20 protein-coding genes and 1 tRNA gene are annotated in these 16,629 nt (G+C 67.8%); 11 read left to right on the top strand and 10 right to left on the bottom strand.

The genetic code is table 11. From position 1 onward, the window contains the following. Positions 1–23 precede the first annotated feature (23 nt). The 4 genes from F620_RS0108885 to F620_RS0108870 all read left to right on the top strand — a co-directional run bounded on the left by F620_RS0108885 (position 24) and on the right by F620_RS0108870 (position 1,963). Positions 24–1,214 carry a pyridoxal phosphate-dependent aminotransferase gene (locus F620_RS0108885; protein ID WP_019570290.1) on the top strand — a complete coding sequence of 397 codons (1,191 nt, stop codon included), beginning with the start codon at positions 24–26 and terminating at the stop codon, positions 1,212–1,214. A 36-nt stretch (positions 1,215–1,250) separates the two neighbouring features. Further along, a tRNA-Asn gene (locus tag F620_RS0108880) sits at positions 1,251–1,326 on the top strand. A 107-nt stretch (positions 1,327–1,433) separates the two neighbouring features. Next, entirely contained in the window at positions 1,434–1,757 is a 324-nt protein-coding gene (locus tag F620_RS0108875; protein ID WP_019570289.1) for a hypothetical protein, read from the top strand. Next, positions 1,754–1,963 carry a hypothetical protein gene (locus F620_RS0108870; RefSeq protein ID WP_019570288.1) on the top strand — a complete coding sequence of 70 codons (210 nt, stop codon included), beginning with the start codon at positions 1,754–1,756 and terminating at the stop codon, positions 1,961–1,963. Before F620_RS0108875 ends, F620_RS0108870 begins: the two co-directional genes overlap by 4 nt. A gap of 503 nt (positions 1,964–2,466) precedes the next feature. On the opposite strand, the gene F620_RS14660 is transcribed toward F620_RS0108870, so the two are convergent. From F620_RS14660 to F620_RS0108820, 10 genes are all read right to left on the bottom strand, one after another. Beyond that, positions 2,467–4,401 carry a ClpP-like prohead protease/major capsid protein fusion protein gene (locus F620_RS14660; RefSeq protein ID WP_019570287.1) on the bottom strand — a complete coding sequence of 645 codons (1,935 nt, stop codon included), beginning with the start codon at positions 4,399–4,401 and terminating at the stop codon, positions 2,467–2,469. 39 nt (positions 4,402–4,440) lie between these two features. Next, on the bottom strand, positions 4,441–4,854 hold the full coding sequence (locus tag F620_RS0108860) for a hypothetical protein (RefSeq protein WP_019570286.1): 414 nt from the start codon (positions 4,852–4,854) through the stop codon (positions 4,441–4,443). Next, the gene (locus F620_RS0108855) at positions 4,851–5,096 is read right to left on the bottom strand and encodes a hypothetical protein (RefSeq protein ID WP_019570285.1); all 246 of its coding nucleotides are present in this window, start codon (positions 5,094–5,096) and stop codon (positions 4,851–4,853) included. Before F620_RS0108855 ends, F620_RS0108860 begins: the two co-directional genes overlap by 4 nt. A gap of 151 nt (positions 5,097–5,247) precedes the next feature. Next, on the bottom strand, positions 5,248–5,433 hold the full coding sequence (locus F620_RS14655) for a hypothetical protein (RefSeq protein WP_019570284.1): 186 nt from the start codon (positions 5,431–5,433) through the stop codon (positions 5,248–5,250). A gap of 268 nt (positions 5,434–5,701) precedes the next feature. Continuing rightward, the gene (locus F620_RS0108845) at positions 5,702–6,955 is read right to left on the bottom strand and encodes an AAA family ATPase (RefSeq protein ID WP_019570283.1); all 1,254 of its coding nucleotides are present in this window, start codon (positions 6,953–6,955) and stop codon (positions 5,702–5,704) included. Next, a complete protein-coding gene (locus tag F620_RS0108840; RefSeq protein WP_019570282.1) occupies positions 6,952–7,779 on the bottom strand; it encodes a primase-helicase zinc-binding domain-containing protein in 828 nt (275 codons plus the stop codon). The genes F620_RS0108845 and F620_RS0108840 overlap by 4 nt, the downstream gene beginning before the upstream one ends. Continuing rightward, positions 7,776–8,033, bottom strand: a complete 258-nt coding sequence (locus tag F620_RS0108835; protein ID WP_019570281.1) for a hypothetical protein — start codon at positions 8,031–8,033, stop codon at positions 7,776–7,778. The genes F620_RS0108840 and F620_RS0108835 overlap by 4 nt, the downstream gene beginning before the upstream one ends. After that, a complete protein-coding gene (locus F620_RS0108830) occupies positions 8,030–8,230 on the bottom strand; it encodes a helix-turn-helix domain-containing protein (RefSeq protein WP_019570280.1) in 201 nt (66 codons plus the stop codon). Before F620_RS0108830 ends, F620_RS0108835 begins: the two co-directional genes overlap by 4 nt. Before the next feature lie 56 nt (positions 8,231–8,286). Further along, positions 8,287–8,985, bottom strand: coding sequence for a hypothetical protein (locus tag F620_RS0108825; RefSeq protein WP_155987000.1), 699 nt, complete (start codon positions 8,983–8,985; stop codon positions 8,287–8,289). Then, positions 8,978–10,252 (bottom strand): site-specific integrase, encoded by a 1,275-nt coding sequence (locus F620_RS0108820; protein ID WP_019570278.1) that lies wholly within the window; start codon positions 10,250–10,252, stop codon positions 8,978–8,980. The genes F620_RS0108825 and F620_RS0108820 overlap by 8 nt, the downstream gene beginning before the upstream one ends. Before the next feature lie 615 nt (positions 10,253–10,867). Between F620_RS0108820 and F620_RS0108815 the strand changes: the two genes are divergently transcribed. The 7 genes from F620_RS0108815 to F620_RS0108785 are packed head-to-tail and all read left to right on the top strand — an operon-like array spanning position 10,868 to position 16,375. After that, positions 10,868–11,398 (top strand): Na+/H+ antiporter subunit E, encoded by a 531-nt coding sequence (locus tag F620_RS0108815; RefSeq protein WP_019570277.1) that lies wholly within the window; start codon positions 10,868–10,870, stop codon positions 11,396–11,398. After that, positions 11,391–11,678, top strand: a complete 288-nt coding sequence (locus F620_RS0108810; RefSeq protein WP_019570276.1) for a monovalent cation/H+ antiporter complex subunit F — start codon at positions 11,391–11,393, stop codon at positions 11,676–11,678. Before F620_RS0108815 ends, F620_RS0108810 begins: the two co-directional genes overlap by 8 nt. Next, positions 11,675–11,974 carry a monovalent cation/H(+) antiporter subunit G gene (gene mnhG / locus F620_RS0108805; RefSeq protein WP_019570275.1) on the top strand — a complete coding sequence of 100 codons (300 nt, stop codon included), beginning with the start codon at positions 11,675–11,677 and terminating at the stop codon, positions 11,972–11,974. Before F620_RS0108810 ends, mnhG begins: the two co-directional genes overlap by 4 nt. Beyond that, positions 11,975–12,919 carry a hydrogenase subunit MbhD domain-containing protein gene (locus tag F620_RS0108800; RefSeq protein ID WP_019570274.1) on the top strand — a complete coding sequence of 315 codons (945 nt, stop codon included), beginning with the start codon at positions 11,975–11,977 and terminating at the stop codon, positions 12,917–12,919. It begins immediately after the preceding gene. After that, positions 12,916–13,218, top strand: a complete 303-nt coding sequence (locus F620_RS0108795; protein ID WP_018869424.1) for an NADH-quinone oxidoreductase subunit K — start codon at positions 12,916–12,918, stop codon at positions 13,216–13,218. Before F620_RS0108800 ends, F620_RS0108795 begins: the two co-directional genes overlap by 4 nt. Beyond that, positions 13,215–14,687 carry a complex I subunit 5 family protein gene (locus F620_RS0108790; protein ID WP_019570273.1) on the top strand — a complete coding sequence of 491 codons (1,473 nt, stop codon included), beginning with the start codon at positions 13,215–13,217 and terminating at the stop codon, positions 14,685–14,687. Before F620_RS0108795 ends, F620_RS0108790 begins: the two co-directional genes overlap by 4 nt. Then, the gene (locus tag F620_RS0108785; protein WP_019570272.1) at positions 14,684–16,375 is read left to right on the top strand and encodes a complex I subunit 5 family protein; all 1,692 of its coding nucleotides are present in this window, start codon (positions 14,684–14,686) and stop codon (positions 16,373–16,375) included. Before F620_RS0108790 ends, F620_RS0108785 begins: the two co-directional genes overlap by 4 nt. Positions 16,376–16,629: the final 254 nt, after the last annotated feature.

The following is a 16,629-nucleotide window of genomic DNA, read 5'->3' as shown; positions in this document are numbered from 1 at the left end:
CCCATCCACATCGAGGCAGTCCCTTGGAAATCCAGCTATCCGACCGCGTGCAGAGCATCCAGCCCTCCCCCACCCTGGCCGTGACGGCCCTGGCCGCCCGGCTGCGGGCCGAAGGCCGCGATATCGTGGGGCTGGGGGCCGGCGAGCCGGACTTCGATACGCCGGAGCATATCAAGCAGGCGGCGATTGATGCGCTTGCCCGCGGTGAGACCAAGTACACCGCGGTCGACGGCACGGCCGGTCTGAAGGACGCCATCATCCGCAAGTTTGAACGCGATAACGAGCTCGCGTTCACTCCCGGACAGATCCTGGTCTCCTCCGGCGGCAAGCAGAGCATCTTCAACCTCTGCCAGGCCCTGCTCAATCCGGGTGACGAAGTGATCGTGCCGGCCCCCTACTGGGTTTCCTACCCCGACATCGCGGTGCTGGCCGGCGCGCGGCCCGTCATCGTGAGCGCCTCGCAGGAACAGGGCTTCAAGCTCCGCCCCGAGGCCCTCGAAGAGGCCATCAGCGAACGCACCCGGCTGATCTTCCTCAACAGCCCCTCCAACCCCACCGGCGCCGCCTACTCGCGTGGCGAACTGGAGGCCCTCGCCGAGGTGCTGCGGCGTCATCCGCAGATCGTCATCGCCACTGACGACATGTACGAACACATCCGTTTCGGCGAAACCGAGTTCGTGAACATCGTCAACGCAGCCCCCGACCTGCTGGAGCGCACTGTTGTCCTCAATGGCGTGTCCAAGGCCTACGCCATGACCGGCTGGCGCATCGGCTACGCCGGGGGGCCGGCCGACCTGATCGGCGCGATGAAGAAGATCCAGTCGCAGAGCACCTCCAACCCCACATCCATCGCCCAGGCAGCCGCCGAAGCCGCCCTCAACGGCGACCAGACCTGCGTGCGCCAGATGTGCTCGGCGTTCGCCCAGCGCGCGCGGCACGCGGTGGACGGCCTCAACGCCATCGACGGCATCGAATGCCGCATGCCCGACGGAACCTTCTACTGCTTCCCGCGGGTCACCGGCCTGATGGAACGTGCCGGGGTCGACAGCGACGTAGCTCTGGGCGAGCGGCTGCTGGACGAGGCCGGCGTGGCCCTGGTTCCGGGCAGCGCGTTCGGCGCCCCGGGGCATCTGCGCGTGTCCTTCGCCACCAGCCTGGAGATGCTGGACAAGGCACTGGAACGCCTGCGCGAGTTCGCCTCCCGAAACGCTTGACGGACCCCGGATCGGGCTATACGATACGCGGCTAATTCCCCGGTAGCTCAGTCGGTAGAGCGGGTGACTGTTAATCACTAGGTCGGCGGTTCGAGCCCGTCCCGGGGAGCCAAACAAAACAAGGGGTTAGGTCAAACGGCCTGGCCCCTTTTTTTTGCCCTGTCACGGAAAAGTCACAAGGCGGCGTTCCTGGTCACACTACGGTCAGGAGTACACGCCATGACGAGTCAGGAGCACACCCCCCGCCGCTGCCAGGCGGCCACCACGCGCGGCACCCGCTGCCGCAACACCGGCACCCACTGGGTCGCGCTTGATCGCGAAACCGAGTCCCTGCTTTGCCCGGAGCACCAGCGCCACGCCCGCGAAGGCCGGCTGCAGGTAGTCGAATCGGAGCCACGCCAGCAGGGCGGCGACGATGACGCGGCGGGCATCGCCTGGTGGAACGGGCTCACCCGCCAACAGCGCCGGTATTGGCTCGACCGCGCCGCCAGCGCAAGCCCTGCAGATGCCTGGTCCCAGTTCAAACAGGAGGTGTTCGCATGATTCCCGAGTTCAACCGCTTCTATGTGGTCCAGGACCGCGACTTGCCCGATGGGCGCCGCCTGATTGGCGATATCGTCGCCGGGCCGTTCCGCAGCCGCGAGGAGGCGCAGGCAGCGCTCAAGGATCGCGAGGCCGGCGCCTATATCGGGCGCTGGACGGATGAAAGGGAACCGCTCTCGATCGAGGAACGCCGCAGCCTGCGGTAGCGGATGCAGAACCCACCAGGGCCGGCCATGCGCCGGCCTTTTCTTTGCCTGCGGTGCGCAGGCTATAGCACGGCGGGTCCTGTCGGGGGCGAGCGCAGTGCGGGGACGGAGAGGCGCGGATCTCGCGTAAATTCCGGCGGCGAAAGTTGATTGGCAATCAACTATGGGACTGCGATATGGAATAAACAAAGCCTATTGAATGGCAAAAACTGTCGAAATCCGCGCCTCTCCGCACCCGCACCGCTCGCGTCCGCGATAGGGACCCACAAAGAAACCCGGCGGGCCGCGTTGGTCCAGCCGGGTCATGGATAGGTGCCGGGATTTTCGGAGACACGGCTCCCGGCGGACCGCGGAATAAGTGCCGGTGCCCCCAGGCCCCGGCCCAGCCATTGGCGCGCCCACCCCAGGTACGCGCAGGGGAACCCGCGTCGCGCAAAGGCCGCCGCGCGCGCGGGCCGCTTTCCCCCACCGACGAGAACCCGAAACCGGCAGGGGGGAAACGGTTACGCGCCCTGGTTACGCACAAGGGCGCGCCAATCGAGGACGGCCGCACCGGTGTCCAGACGGATCTTGAAGCTCATGTTGTCGGTGGCAAAATCTTCCTGCGTGAAGCTCTCCGCACCGTTTCCGTCGAGCCGGGCCACTTCCACGGTGTCGTGCTGGTCGGGGCTCGCCGCAAGATACCAGGCCGTTTCACTGGCCTCATCCAGACGGGAATCGACCACCACGGCGAGGTTGCGCATCCAGTCCGGCACGGCGTGCCCGGTCTGCGCGGGCGCGATGGAGACCAGCAACTGTTCGGCGATGGTCTCCAGGGCCGCCGGCACGATCAGGAAGCGCGGCACGATGTTCAGCGTGGCCGCACCGGCGATGCCCTTCTGCAGGCGCATCAGCTTGCGCGCCTCGCCCAGGCTCTCGATATCCGGCTTGGCCGCGGTCCCTTCGTTCGAGTGGTCCGAGTGGAACAGCGGCTTCCCGTCACGCATGTCGGGGTTGTCGGTCAGCAGGCTGTAGACGTTGTGCGCCTCGGTGCGGGCGGCGGCCTGGCCCATGGCCAGCGGCAGGCGGGCCAGCTCGCCGATGTCGTCATTGATCAGAGCGTGCCGGCTCAGCTTCACGATCCGCCCGTAGGTTGAAAGCTTGATCGTTTCCGACGCATCGCTGACCGCGCCATAGGTGTACTCGGCACCTTCCGCGACCTCTTTCAGTGCCGGCGCTTCCGACAGGGCGGCCCGGCGGGCTTCCTTGAAGTCCGGCAACTGCCCCTCGCGGGTCCACTCTCGATGCGAGGCCGCCTCGGATTCCTGGAAGCCCGTCATCAGCGCCTTCGAGGCGATGCCTTCCATCAGGGCCGGCAGGTCGCTGGTGGTCATGGCCGCCTGCACGATTTCGGCCTTGCTCTTGCCGCGGGTCGTTTTCCCGTTCTGACTCAGGATCGACGCGCAAATGTCATCCACGCCCATGCCGCGAACGTCACGCACGGCCGGGTGCGGGTTCTGCACCGGCACGCCGTAGCGCATCAGGATGCTATCGGTCACGGCTGCAGAGAACTCGCCGGCGTGTGAGTTGGTTCCGCCGCGCATGTCCGGCACCGGCGGTGCAAAGCCCTGCGGGTTGATCGGTTCCGCCCCCTCGCCCAGCTTGGCGAGAAGCTTTTCGACGGCGGCTTCGGCCGTTACTTCGGGGTCAACGATCAGGTCGTCGTACATGGCGCGCACGTCGTCGCGGTCCATGAACGGCTTGAAGCGCGCCCGGATGGTTTCGTTCCGGCGCTGGATTCGCTGGCGTTCCAGCGCGACCGGATCCGGGTTGTGGGCCGCCGGGTTCGCGCCTTCGGAACCGTGGTTCTGTTGGGTGTTGTCGGTGCTCATGTTCTTGATCCTATCGGGAAGGTTGAAACGGGAAAGGTCCAGCGAGGCCGCGATCGCAGGGGACTCCTGGATTTCGTCGATGAACCGGGCCTGCAGGGCCTCTTCGGCCGTAAACCAGGTTTCCGACTGCATGATCTCGGTCACGGCTCGGGCGCTCATGCCCGACTTGCGCCGGTAGGCCTCGACCATCACGTCGCGGTGCTTGTCCAGGGTGTCCGCCAGGCGGCGCAGTTCCTCGGAGTTGCCGCCGGTGAATACCCACGGGTCGTGGATCATCATCAGGGCGTTTTCCGCCATGACGGTGTGCGCGCCGGCCATGGCCAGCAGGCTGGCGCTGCTGGCGGCGAGGCCGTCCACGTACACCACGACCCGGCCGGGGTGTTGCACCAGGGCGTTGTAGGCGGCGAGGGTTTCGGACACCGCGCCGCCGGGTGAATTGATCCGCAACGTGACCGGCCCGGTATGGCCGGCCAGTTGCTCAACGATGTCGCGGGCGAATCCATCGGAGATGTCCTCGTACACGAGGATCTCGAGGCCGCCGTTCTGGAATGCGTGGATCTTGTTCATGGCGACCACGATACGCCCCGGATTTCAAAGGAAAACCGGCTATTTCACTCGCGCCAGACGGCGCAGGTAATGCGGGTCTTCGGGCACTTCATGCGACCGGAAGGCCTGGAACAGCTCGCGTTCCACCGGCCTCAGATCCGAAGGCGGCTGCTCGTAGGTCCACAGGCGCGCCCACCGCCGGCGGAAGCGGCGGACTTCCTCGGGAAGGTCAGCGCCGGCCAGCTTGCCGGCCCGCTCCAGCGCTTCGTTCCGTTCGGCGAGGGCCTGCTGAGTTTCCAGACTCCGCACCCCGCGCCCCCGCAAACCCAGGCAGGTATCCAGCGGGCTCCGTCCACCGGAGTCCATGAACCGCTCCGCCCCGTGCAGCCACCAGGCGCGCACATCGTCCGGCAGCGGCCGGCTTGCCTGGACGGCGGCGACCATGCGCCGCAGCTTGTCTACCGCATCACTCATTGCACCGGGCCCTCCGTCCGATGCAGCAGCGTGTCGTCCAGGAGGGTGCTCAACGCCCTGGAGACCCGCGGCAGGCTTTCCGGCGGCGTGGATTGCCGCGCGATCATCCCGGCCGCGCGCACCATGGCGAGGCACGTCAGGTGCGGAGGCCAATCCCGTTCCGTGGCCAACTGCAACAGGGCTTCGTCGATCTCATGCAGTTGCTCGTGAAGCGCTTCGGTTTCCGGGTCGTGCGTGCTCATTGGCTGGCCTCGCTGGTTGGTCCCGTTTCGTCTGTGCGTCCGCCCTCAGCAGGGTACGGCGGTGAACCCCCTACTGCTGCGCTCGGAAATAGAGCGAATCCGCGCCTCTCCGCACCCGCGCGGGGCATACCGGGGAAGGACCCGCGCCCCATCACTCGCTGGCCTCACGCAACCAGGTGTTCGCCAGTTCCCGCTCATCGTCCAGGATCCAGCCATCCCGCCAGCGCCCGACCACGCTGCGGGCGTAGGCCGCCAGCTCGTCGCTGGTCAGCAGGCCAGCGTCCAGGTCCGCGTGGTCCTCGGGCGACAACATGGCCGCCAGGGTTGCGGGGTCCATGCCGGCGGCGTCTGCAGCCTGGTGGATCGCCAGGTCTGCGGGGCACGCATCCCGTGGCGTGCCGCCCGGTGGGGCACTGCCCCACGTGCCCCCGTAGGGGCGGGGTAGTGCCCCACTGCCCCACCCCAGAAAACAATGACTTACGCGCGTTTTTCCTTGAAAATCGGTGCCCCACCCTGCCCCACGATTTGGCGCGTCATGGAGCGAAATTCGTGGGGTAGTGGGGTAAATACCCCACGGTGCCCCGCTACCCCAGTGCCCCACCCCCCTATTCATCGCCGGGCGCCAGGTGAAGGTGGTGGCCGTTGCCGTTGGGGCATGGGCGGGACAGCAGTTCTTGATTCAGCACGGCGCGCTCCAGGGCGGCCCGCACGGCCTTGTCGCCAGCCCGGAAGATCCCGCTCTGGCCGGCATAGCGGTCCCGGATGTGCCGGATGCTCATCGGCCCGTGGCGGCGTAGCAAGTCCCGGGTGCCGCCCAGCACGCGCTGATAAACGTCATCGGCGCGCTGTTCCTGCGCGTCCGCGCGGGTCATGTTCAGGGTGGTGGGGCAGAGCACCCCACCGTCACCCCGCTCCAGCCACATGCCTTCCCAGGGCGGGCCGTAGTTGCCTTTGACCACCGCGAAGTGAACAAAGCGGCGGGCCTCTTCGGGCTCGACGCCGTATTTCTTCGCGTCATCGCGCCGAAGGGTCGCCATCAGTCCCACCCAGCGCGCACCGTCCACCAGGCCGCTCGCCCCGCGGATCGCCTCCTGGCCGGCTTCCGAGTCGCGAATGCCTGCCTTGCTGACGTGATGGGGCAGCAGGACGGTGGCGCCGGTTTCCCGGCGGATATGCTCCGCGGACTCGATCAGTCGGGTGCCGTCCGCGTTGCTGTTGGGGTCTCCACCATCGAATCGCGCTAACGGGTCAAGCACGATCATGGCCGGGGCCTCCGGCATCGCCCTGGCCGTCGCGATCACGCGATCCGCGAACTCGGTGCGTGCGGTTTCGCCCGCGATGGCCGCGGTCAGCCGGTTATCGCCGCCCACGCGATCCAGGACGAAAACCCGGCGCCCGATGGCCTCCAGGCCCTCGGTGCGGCCCGGGTGGCCTGGCGGGACGTAGTGATCGACCACGGCGCGCAGCCGGCGGTGGATCTCGTCCCGATCGTCCTCCGCGGACAGAACCAGGGTGGCGCCGTCCATCCCCAGCTCCATGCCCAGCCACGGCGTGCCGGTTGCGAGGCTCACCGCCAGTTGCAGCTTGGCGAACGACTTTCCCGTGCCGCCGGCCGCACCCAGTAGCCCGACCACGTTGTGCGGCAGCACGTCCCGCACCAGCCATTGCCGGGCCGGCGGGGTCGAATGCAGAAGGTCCTGGACGCTCGCCGTGCTGAGGTCGAACGGACTGGGCGCATCGGGCTCTTCGGACTTCGCGGCCTCGATCGTACGGGTGACGATCTCGGGGTGATCGCGAAGGTCGTTCGGGTCTTTCCCCGGCCCGGAGTCCGGCAGCCGGGCGTGTTTGATCGCCGTCATGCCGCGTCCTCCAGGATGACCAGCTCATCCGGTTGGAAGTGCTCCGCGATGGCATGCGCCACCCGCTCCATGCGGCGTATCCCGAACGCGGCGGCGGCCACGGCGTTGCCTTCGTAGTGGTGAAACACCAGGGAAACCGCATCCGCCCATCCTTCGGCAACCATCCAGGGGATCGCACGGTCGAGGGTGTTGCCCAGCAGAAGGCAACCGTCATCGCCCATCGAGCCGAAGGTTTGCTTGGCGCCCGCCGGGTTGATGCACTGCACGGCGATCACGCTCCAATCCATTGAGCGAATTGGGATCACTAGGCAGTCGGCATCCCGGCCGATGATCTTGCCCGACGCGGTGGTCCTACCGGCGCCCGCGGCCCAGGTTATGCCCTTGCTGATCGCGTACGGGTGGCTGCCAGCCACGGGATCATCCGTGACGGCGCGTGCCCAGACCTCGCGGGCGTAGGCCTCGGTTCTGGTGGGCTGTGTCGGCTTCACTGGCGCCCGTGGTGCCGCGATCGGTGCGGAATCGGCGCTGCCCTCCGTCTCGATCCCAAGCGCGTTGCCCACGCGCTCCAGCGCCTCGCGCGCAGTCCAGCCGTGGACGTGCTGCAGCAGGCCGAAACCATCGCCGGATAGCGCATCGCCGCCGCGGCCACAGATGAAGCGCCCCACGCCCTTGTCGTCGAACCGGAAACGGTCCCGGCCACCGCAGCCCGGGCACGGCCCGTGCCGGTCCCGCAGGGTAGCGGCGTCAATTCCCAGCCCCACCAGGATCTCCGGCCAGCGACCGCGCGCAGCGTCGTGGACGGCCTCGAACGTCAGGCCCGTCATTGCGTCACCTGCGCGAGCCAGACGTGAACGGACGGAGCGTGCAAGATGCCGTACTCGGGGTTGTGCAGAACGGCCCGGCAACCATCGTTCGCAATCAGCGTCCAGGCCTTGCCGGGTAGCAAGTCGAGTTGCACCCGACTGCCGGGCGTGTACACGCTGCGCTTGCTATACTTGCGGGTGAGTGCTTGCGTGTGCTCTGTCCCCGCGCCCCGTGCCGTTCCCCCGGCCGGGGCGTTTCTGTTGGCGGCGCTCATTGTGCGAGGTCCGCAACAGGAGCCTGAACGTTGCGCGCCAACCATGCATCGAGGTCGGCGCGGCGGTATATCACCCGGTGCCCCAGCTTTACCCACGGTGGGCCCTTACGCATGTTCCGCCACCGGATGAGCGTGCGGGGGGATAGGTGCAGGTACTCGGCCGCCTGCTGGGGCGTCATGTTGGGATTGTCGGTCATTAATCTGGCCTCGCGTGTCAGTACGCGGCCAGTTTGTTAATGCATGGCTGGCGTTCCTATGGTGAAAAATCGGCGTCTTTTTCTTCCCGCAGGAGCTGGTCCCACGGCTCCATGTAATACGTGTTGTAGTGCTTGCCGGCTAATGACAGCCGCACATATCCGACTTGCTCGTGATCGTCGAACCCGGTTTCGACAGATTGCAGGTGTTCAAATATCCCGCGTGACGCCTTCAGGTCGTTATGGGCCTGCTTCACATCGCGCGTTTCAAACACGCCCTTGATCCAATATCGCGGCAGATCCTCCGCGACCACCGATGCCGCGTGGTCTTGAGTCAATCCGTGGCTCGTGAGGTAGTGCATCACCGCGGCGATTTTCTTTATCCTCCTGTACTTGGGCGGGCGCCCTTTCCCCGGCCACAAGCCCAGCGCAACGTCCGGCTCGCGCCCGCCTGCAATGTTCACCAGGGCCTCGCCCAGCCACTTGGAAGCTTCCTCGGGTATCGAACCACCTGATTGAAGCACCCTGCCCAAAGCCATCAGACGCATTGCGGCCGCCATCTCGCTCATTAGAGGCAAGGAGTCCCCTTTCCACCAATCAACGACACAACACAGTTCCTGCCAGTCCTCCTGCGTAAGGCTTTCAGGGAAGTCAAAGGATGCAACCTTGCCTTGCAGCTTCCTCAGCGTCGTTCGGGTTGCTTCCGGGTGGCGCGGGGTATCACCCCACCAATCGCGGGGCCTGTTGCGCTTATCCATTGGTTGCCTGCCCAGCGTGAATACTCACCACGTTGTCCTCGCCGGTCTCCCCGCGCGCGATGCGAAGCAATCTCCGTTCCCAAGTTTTGAGCGCGGCCCGCTTCTCGACGTCATAACCATGGCGGTCGTACACGGCCACGATGCCCTTGCGGGTGTGGCCGATCACGGCCTCGGCCACGGCTTCGGGGATGCCCTCGGCCGCCAGCCGGGTCCGGCAGGTGCGGCGCAGGTCGTGCGGCGTCCAGTGCCCCCAGGTATCCGCCTCCCAGTTCTCGAGTTCCGCCCGGAATCGGGAGACGGCGCGCCCCAGCGCCGGGGTCGTGATCGGTGAACCCGGCCGGGCCTCGAATACGTGCCCCGACGCCGGCCGCTTACGCCGCTTGGCCAGCCGTTCGAGCTCTGACCTCGCCTGTTCCAGTATCTCCAGCGCGGTGCCCGTCAGGGGCACGAAGTGTGCGGTCTCGGTCTTGCCCCGGCGGCTTGCCGGAATGGTCCAGACATCGCCCTCGATTTCATCCCAGCGCATCCCGGCCACCTCGCCCGGCCGTTGCCCCGTCACCAGGATCAGACGCAACGCGAGATCGGTCAGGAGGTGCATATCGGTCGAGCTGTTCCAGAAGGCTCGAATTTCCGCATCGTCCAGTACGCGCTCCCGCTGGCGCGGCGTCATGGACTTCGAGACCTTGCGCGGGCGGATGGTGGCCACGGGGTTGGCCTCGATGATCTCCCTATCCTCGGCCCAACCGAACAGGCCCTTGAGATAGGTCAACAGCAGCGACGCAGCGCGAGGGTGTTCCTCCGCGACACCCTCCACCAGTTCGATCACCTCGCGTCGGCGAATGTCCCTGATCTTGGACCCGCCCAGCGCGGGTAGCGCGTAGATTTCCAGCGTGCGGCGCACCGATTCGCTGGACTTGAGCTTGCGGATATGCGCGGTGTCGTAGCGCTCGAGGACATCCCGCAGGGTCGGCTCCTTCCGCTCCGTGCGGCGCTCTTCGAGGATGTCCGCGCCGGTGTCGATCTCGCGCCGTAGCTCGACGGCTTGCTTCCGAGCCGCGGCCACCGTCCAGGTTCCGTGCTCGCCGATTGTCAGCAGCCGGTCTTTGCCCTCCCTCGACTGGTAGCGCAGAACGAACGATTTCTTGCCGCCGGCGTTGATTCGGACGCCGAACCCCTTCGGGGCCTCCCGATGGGTGTCGAAGATGAGGCGTCGCCCCTTGTCGGGTGGCTCGAGTTTGGCGAGTCCGGCCTCGGTCAGGTTGGGCATTCGATGGTCCCCCGATGCTGTGACAGTCACAAGATTGTCACAGTATAGGAGGATACCCGTTGACACTCAATGTCACTTGGTGGCAGGGTGTAATCAACTGCTGAACAGGCAGTTACGGATAGAGCGCCCCTTGTGACAGGGCTTTCCGTGCGGCGCCGGACGCGACTGTTAATCACTAGGTCGGCGGTTCGAGCCCGTCCCGGGGAGCCAGACAAAGCAACGACTCAGGCCAGCCTTCGGGTTGGCCTTTTTCGTTTGTGTACCCGGATTTGTACCACTTCGCGAGTCGTGACAGGAGCGTGTGCCAACGGTCGTTCTGCGAGTACCAACACCATCGCGGACACGGACGATGTTCCGATCCAAAAAACCGCCGTAGCGGGGTCGAAGGGTATCGGCGTTGGTGTGGTTCCAATGGGTCACTCCAGGTTGAGTCGCTGGTCTTGTCCCGCAGCGCGAACCCCACGCCCTGCATCCGCCCGAGCACCACGATATCGACCCCGATTCCACCCCGCCACGACCGGGCCACCAGGGCATGATGGTCTCCGCCCGCTGGCACGATGCGGCCCGGGTGGGGGAAACTGTCGGGCACTGGCGGCTGTGGTGCGGGGATGGAGCATGGACGGATCCGGCGGCGAACTGCGGGGAAACCGCGCGGGTGTGGCCCGGACGCGCTGGTCGGGTCGCATGCTGCGCGTGGCAGCCTACGCCGGGATCTGGTGGATCCTGACCGAGGGCGATCCGGGGGCCTGGTGGTGGGGCGTGCCGGCGATCCTGGCGGCGGCCTGGTTCAATCCCTTCGCGCCGGGATGGACGGGTGGCTGGCGTATCCGCGGGATTATCACCTTCGTGCCGGTGTTTCTGTTCTTTTCGCTGCGCAGCGCGCTGGATGTGGCCTGGCGCGCGGTGCATCCGCGTTGCCCGCTGGAACCGGCCCTGCTGGATTATCCCTGGGCGCTGCCGGCGGGGACCCCGCGCCTGATGTTCGCCAACCTGGTGAATCTGATGCCCGGGACCCTGTGCGTGCGCATCTCGGAACAGGCGATTACGCTGCACGTGCTGGCCCACCCGCGCCGTACTCAGGACACCCTGGAGCGTCTGGAGGGGCATGTGATGAACATGTTTCAGCCGGAATCGCCCAATGACTGATCTGTTCCCGTTCCTGGTGATCCTGCTGATGCTCAACATCGTGGTGGGGCTGATGCGGGTGCTGCGCGGGCCAACGGCCGCCGACCGCATGCTGGCCGCGGAGATGTTCGCGACCTCGGCCATTGCCATCGCGCTGCTGATGGCGGTGCTGACGCAGCGCGAGGCCCTGGTGGATCTGGCGCTGGTGTTCGCGCTGCTGTCGGCGCTGGCGGTGGTCACGTTCGTGAACCGAGCCTGGTCCGGCCGCGCCCGTTCCAGCGACGGGGAGGACCGGCCGTGAGCCTGACGGGCGTGATCGGGGGAATCCTGACGGTGGGCGGTGTGCTGTTCCTGCTGCTGGGCACGCTGGGGCTGCTGCGTTTCCCGGATGTGTATACCCGCCTGCATGCCCAGCCCAAGGCCGACAACATCGGCCTGGGCATGATCTGCCTGGGGCTGGGGGTATATTCGGGGAATCTTGCAGTGACCCTGAAACTGCTGCTGGTGTGGCTGCTGATGCTGGTCGCGACGGCGGTGGGGGCGGGCCTGATCGCGCGCGCCGCCCTGCGCCGTGGAATCCGCCCGTGGGGGCTGTGAATGGGCGCCCTGGGTCTGGCATTCGACGGGGTTCTGGCCACGGCCCTGCTGTGGACCGCCTGGCAGGCGATCCACGCGGCTGGACTGTTCCGCGCGGTGGTCAGTTTCATGGTGTTCGGACTGCTGATGGCGCTGGCGTGGGTGCGCCTGGAGGCCCCGGACATCGCTCTGGCCGAAGCGGCGATTGGCGCGGGCATCACCGGCGCGCTGCTGCTGTCCGCGCTGGGGCGGCTGGACTGGGAGTCGGGGCGCGCGTCGGATGTGTGTCTGCGCGGGCGCGACCGGGCGTTCTGGCTGCCGATAGGCCTGTTGTTGCTGGCCGGTCTGGGCGGGGCGGCGTGGCTGCTCCCGGCCCCGGGGCTGGGCGAACCGGTGGCTGCGGAACTCGGGCGCTCCGGGGTGGAAAACCCGGTCACCGCGGTCCTGCTCAACTTTCGCGCCTTCGACACCCTGCTGGAAATCGCCATTCTGCTGCTGGGCGTGGTCGTGCTGTGGTCGCTGGGTCCTACTCCCTGGCCTTCCTCGCCCGAACTGGTGTCGCCCGCCCTGCCCGCCCTGGGCCGGGTGCTGTTCCCGGCGTTCGTGCTGGTTTCGGCCTATCTGCTGTGGCGCGGCAGTCATGCGCCGGGGGGTGCCTTCCCGGCGGGTGCGGTGATGGGCGCCGGTGGCGTGCTGATGCTGCTGGCCGGCGCGCGGCCCTGGCTGTCGGGTGATGTCTACGGCCCGTGGCGCTGGGCGCTCGCGCTGGGGATGACCGCGATGCTGGGGGTGGCCTTCGCGGTGATGGTCGGGGGTCACGGGTTCTTCGAGTATCCGGTCGAGCTGGCCGGGCCGCTGATCCTGCTGCTCGAACTGGCTGCGGGGCTGTCCATCGCGCTGCTGCTGTTCGCGCTGTATCTGGGCGGTGAACCCCCGGCCGACTGGGACACCCGGAGGCCGGCATGACCCTGTATCTGCTGCTGGCCGTCGCGCTGCTGATCATCGGCCTGCACGGGCTGTTCGTCTGTGCGCAGCTGATGCGCAAGATCCTCGCGCTGAATGTCCTGACCACCGCGGTCTTTCTGCTCCTGGTGGCGCTGGCACATGCCGCCGAGGTGCTGGACCCCGTGCCCCACGCGATGGTGCTGACGGGCATCGTGGTGACGGTGTCGACCACGGCGGTGGCACTGGGGCTGATGGTCCGCCTGCTGGAGCGCCGTGGCGGGCCGGTGAGTGGCCACGACCGGGACTCGCGCAACCCGTGAACACCACGCTGGCCACGGCCGTGGTGGTGGGGCTGCCGCTGATGGCCGCGGCCGTCGCGTTCGCACATCCGCGCCGGGGCCGCATGGCGACGCTGGGGACCGGGCTGCTGCTGTTGCCGGTCCTGGCCGTTCTGGTCCTGGAAACCCGGCGCACCGGCCCCTGGCGCCTGGACCTGGGGGGCTGGGCCGCGCCGCTGGGGATCGGCTGGCAGGTCGATGCCCTCGCCCTGACCCTGCTTGTCCTGACCACCATGGTCGCGCTGGCCGCGGCGATCTATCGCCTTGCCGAGCGCCGTCTGGTGCCGGAAAGTCGCCAGAGACGGTATTTCTGGCCGTTGTGGCTGTTCCTGTGGGGCGGGCTCAACGCCTTGTTCCTGTCCGCCGATCTGTTCAATCTCTACGTGATCCTGGAGATGGTGGCGCTGGCCGCGGTGGCGCTGATCGCTGCCGCTGGCGGGCCGGCGCTGGCCGCGGCATGGCGCTACTTCCTCGCAACGCTGCTGGGCTCCACGCTGTATCTTCTGGGTGTCGCCCTGCTCTACGGCCAGTACGGTGCGCTGGATATCGCCCTGCTGACCGGCCGGGCCGCGGAGGACCCCGTCACCCTGGCGGCCGCGGTGATGATCACCCTGGGTCTGTTGCTGAAGGGGGCGATCTTCCCGCTGCACTTCTGGCTGCCCCCGGCCCATGGCCGGGCCCATGCGGCGGTCAGCGCGGTGCTCTCGGCGGTGGTGGTGACCGCGGCGTTCTACCTGCTGCTGCGCCTGTGGTTCGGCCCGTTTGCCGGGATGCTTCCGGGGCTGCCGGCACAGCTGCTGGGCCTGCTGGGGGCGGCAGCCGTGCTCTGGGGCGGTGTACTGGCCATGCTCCAGCGCCATCTGAAGATGGTGATTGCCTATTCCACGGTGTCGCAGCTGGGGTTCGCCCTGCTGGTGTTCCCGCTGGCCGCCGCCGGCGCCCTGCCCGGCCAGGCCCATGCGGGCATGCTGATGCTGTTGCTGGCCCATGGCCTGGCCAAGGGCAGCCTGTTCCTGGCGGCGGGCTGTCTGGCGTGGCAATGGGGCAGTGACCATCTGCGCCGCATCGGCCCGCCGATCGCCGGCGGCAGCCTGCCGGCTTGGATCGCGATCGCGTTGGCGGCGGCGAGTCTGGTGGGGCTTCCGCCCAGCGGGGGCTTCGTTGCCAAGTGGTGGCTGCTGGAATCGGCGCTGGCCGCGCGCGCCTGGCCCTGGGCGGCAGTGATCGTGCTCGGGACGTTCGTCACCGCCGGATACCTGTGGCGGATTCTGCGGGATCCCTTGCGTGCCGGAAGCGTTGGCTCGGCTGCGGCGCCCGCACGGGCGCAACCGCTGGTCGTCCCGCTGGCCATGCCCCGGGCCGCACTGGTGCTGGCCCTGGCGGCGATCGCGAGCGGCCTGTTCGCCACGGCGCTGCGCTCGGCCTTTGCGGCCGCGGGGCTGGCCGGATGAACGCCACGCAGCTCGCCCTGCTGCTGGCCGTGCTGGCGCCATGGCTGGCCCTGACCGCGCTCGCGCTCCCCGCCCTGCGTCGCCGGGCCACCATGCTACTGCCGCTGGCGGCCCTGCCGGCGCTCTTGCTGGCCCTGGCAGGCCCCGACCCCGATGGCGGGGTCGTGTTGCCCGGGCTGCTGGATCAGGCCCGTCTGGCGCTGGATGGCACGGCCCGTGCCTTTCTGTTGCCCGGCGCGCTGTTATGGCTGCTCGCCGGGACGTATGCCCATCGACACCCGCTGACACACCCGCTGCGGTTTGCCGTGTTCTGGTTGCTGACCCTGGCCGGCTACCTGCTGCTGGTTCTGGCTGCGGATCTGCTCACCTTCTATGCCGGTTTCGCGCTGATGACCTTCGTGGCCTACGGTCTGGTCACCCACACTGGCGGCGTGACGGCCCTGCGGGCCGGACGGCTCTACCTCGGGCTGATGCTGATCGGCGAGGTCGCGCTGTTCACGGCGGTGGCCTGGACCACCATGCTCGCCGGTCCTGGCCATTCGCCGGATCTCGCCGGACTGGGTGCGGAGATGGAACCGGCCGCCGCCCTGCTGTTCGCGATCGGCTTCGGCCTGAAGCTGGGCGCGCCGGGGCTGCATGCCTGGCTGCCCCGGGCCCACGCGGTGGCCCCGGTGCCGGCCAGCGCGGTGCTGAGCGGGGTAATGATCAAGGTCGGCGCCCTGGGCGCATGGCGACTGCTGGAAGGCGGTCTTGAGGTCCCCGGGCACGGCGCCCTGATCCTGACCGCGCTGGGTCTCACGGGCACCTTTTATGCCGTGGCGGCGGGCCTGCGTCACTCGCAACCCAAGACGATTCTCGCCTGGTCCAGCGTCAGTCAGATGGGCCTTGTGGTCGCCCTGCTCGGCATGGCTGCGGCCGGGACGTCGTCAGGCGGGCCGCCGGCCGCCGTCTGGGCGGGTCTGGCGGTGATGCTGGCTCATCACGGTCTGGTCAAGGGGGCGCTGTTCCTGGGCACCGGGCTGCTGAGCACGACGGCGGATCGCTTTGCCCGCAAGACCGTGCTGCCAGGTCTGGCGCTGGCCGGGGCCGCGCTCGCGGCCGCCCCGCTCTCCGGCGGCGCCCTGGCCAAGGCCGCCCTTACAAACGGAATGCCCGGCTGGCTGGCGGGGCTGACCGGCACCGCCACCGCCCTGCTGATGCTGCATTTCCTGCGGCACACGGCCAGCGACACCCCGGAGTCCGACTTGAAGCCGACGACCGGCGCCGCCGTTGGCATCAGGGGCATGACACCCTGGTTGCTGACCCTCGTTGCGGGGCTGCTGTTGCCCTGGTGGTTAGCGGATACCTCCCTGCGCGAATACGCCCTCACTGCATCGGCCATCGGGGACGGCGTCTGGCCGCTGTTGCTCGCCGGGATCCTGGCAGGCGGGGCATGGTGGCAGCGATCCCGATGGCCCGGGATCGGCCGGGTCGCGGCGCGGCCCCCCGAACCCGACCGAAGCGCCCCGCGCACCCTGCCCGGCATGGCCCGGCTGGCCCACTGGTGGACCCTGACGGAACGCCAGCTGCATCGCTGGCCGGTCATCGGGCGCGTGGCCACCACCATGATCCTGCTGCTGGCGCTCGCGCTGGCCTTTTCGGCGACTCCGGCGCTGTTCGCCTGCAAGCAGGCTCCTGATATGGATTGACCTGTCAACGGTTGGCTGTAGTGTTCGATCGAGACCTCCTGTTTTCCATGCCTTCGAGGCAGGGCACGAGAAGCGGATTGCGACGGTGGATCACTCTGATATACGCGGGTTGGTTACCGACCGGACTTCACTTCGTCGCGGAGCTGCCCTTCTCTACGGGCGAGGGTCAGCCCTTCCGGGGAAGGGATGCCTCATAGGAGCGCCAGGGGTTCTCCTCACCGGCCTCTCATGCCCTGTCCCGAAGACACGGATGC

The sequence above is a fragment of the Thioalkalivibrio sp. ALE11 genome (assembly GCF_000381205.1).
In the GTDB taxonomy this organism is placed as follows: domain Bacteria; phylum Pseudomonadota; class Gammaproteobacteria; order Ectothiorhodospirales; family Ectothiorhodospiraceae; genus Thioalkalivibrio.
Note: the sequence above shows the minus strand (reverse complement) of the source record. Positions and strands in the feature narration are given on the sequence as shown.

Bases quoted from the DNA above. Each gene is read 5' to 3' on its own strand.
- F620_RS0108875 (WP_019570289.1), top strand. From the start codon at position 1,434: ATGACGAGTCAGGAGCACACCCCCCGCCGCTGCCAGGCGGCCACCACG.
- F620_RS0108870 (WP_019570288.1), top strand. From the start codon at position 1,754: ATGATTCCCGAGTTCAACCGCTTCTATGTGGTCCAGGACCGCGACTTG.
- F620_RS14660 (WP_019570287.1), bottom strand. From the start codon at position 4,401: ATGAACAAGATCCACGCATTCCAGAACGGCGGCCTCGAGATCCTCGTG.
- F620_RS0108860 (WP_019570286.1), bottom strand. From the start codon at position 4,854: ATGAGTGATGCGGTAGACAAGCTGCGGCGCATGGTCGCCGCCGTCCAG.
- F620_RS0108855 (WP_019570285.1), bottom strand. From the start codon at position 5,096: ATGAGCACGCACGACCCGGAAACCGAAGCGCTTCACGAGCAACTGCAT.
- F620_RS14655 (WP_019570284.1), bottom strand. From the start codon at position 5,433: ATGGACCCCGCAACCCTGGCGGCCATGTTGTCGCCCGAGGACCACGCG.
- F620_RS0108845 (WP_019570283.1), bottom strand. From the start codon at position 6,955: ATGACGGCGATCAAACACGCCCGGCTGCCGGACTCCGGGCCGGGGAAA.
- F620_RS0108840 (WP_019570282.1), bottom strand. From the start codon at position 7,779: ATGACGGGCCTGACGTTCGAGGCCGTCCACGACGCTGCGCGCGGTCGC.
- F620_RS0108835 (WP_019570281.1), bottom strand. From the start codon at position 8,033: ATGAGCGCCGCCAACAGAAACGCCCCGGCCGGGGGAACGGCACGGGGC.
- F620_RS0108830 (WP_019570280.1), bottom strand. From the start codon at position 8,230: ATGACCGACAATCCCAACATGACGCCCCAGCAGGCGGCCGAGTACCTG.
- F620_RS0108825 (WP_155987000.1), bottom strand. From the start codon at position 8,985: ATGGATAAGCGCAACAGGCCCCGCGATTGGTGGGGTGATACCCCGCGC.
- F620_RS0108820 (WP_019570278.1), bottom strand. From the start codon at position 10,252: ATGCCCAACCTGACCGAGGCCGGACTCGCCAAACTCGAGCCACCCGAC.
- F620_RS0108815 (WP_019570277.1), top strand. From the start codon at position 10,868: ATGGACGGATCCGGCGGCGAACTGCGGGGAAACCGCGCGGGTGTGGCC.
- F620_RS0108810 (WP_019570276.1), top strand. From the start codon at position 11,391: ATGACTGATCTGTTCCCGTTCCTGGTGATCCTGCTGATGCTCAACATC.
- F620_RS0108800 (WP_019570274.1), top strand. From the start codon at position 11,975: ATGGGCGCCCTGGGTCTGGCATTCGACGGGGTTCTGGCCACGGCCCTG.
- F620_RS0108795 (WP_018869424.1), top strand. From the start codon at position 12,916: ATGACCCTGTATCTGCTGCTGGCCGTCGCGCTGCTGATCATCGGCCTG.
- F620_RS0108785 (WP_019570272.1), top strand. From the start codon at position 14,684: ATGAACGCCACGCAGCTCGCCCTGCTGCTGGCCGTGCTGGCGCCATGG.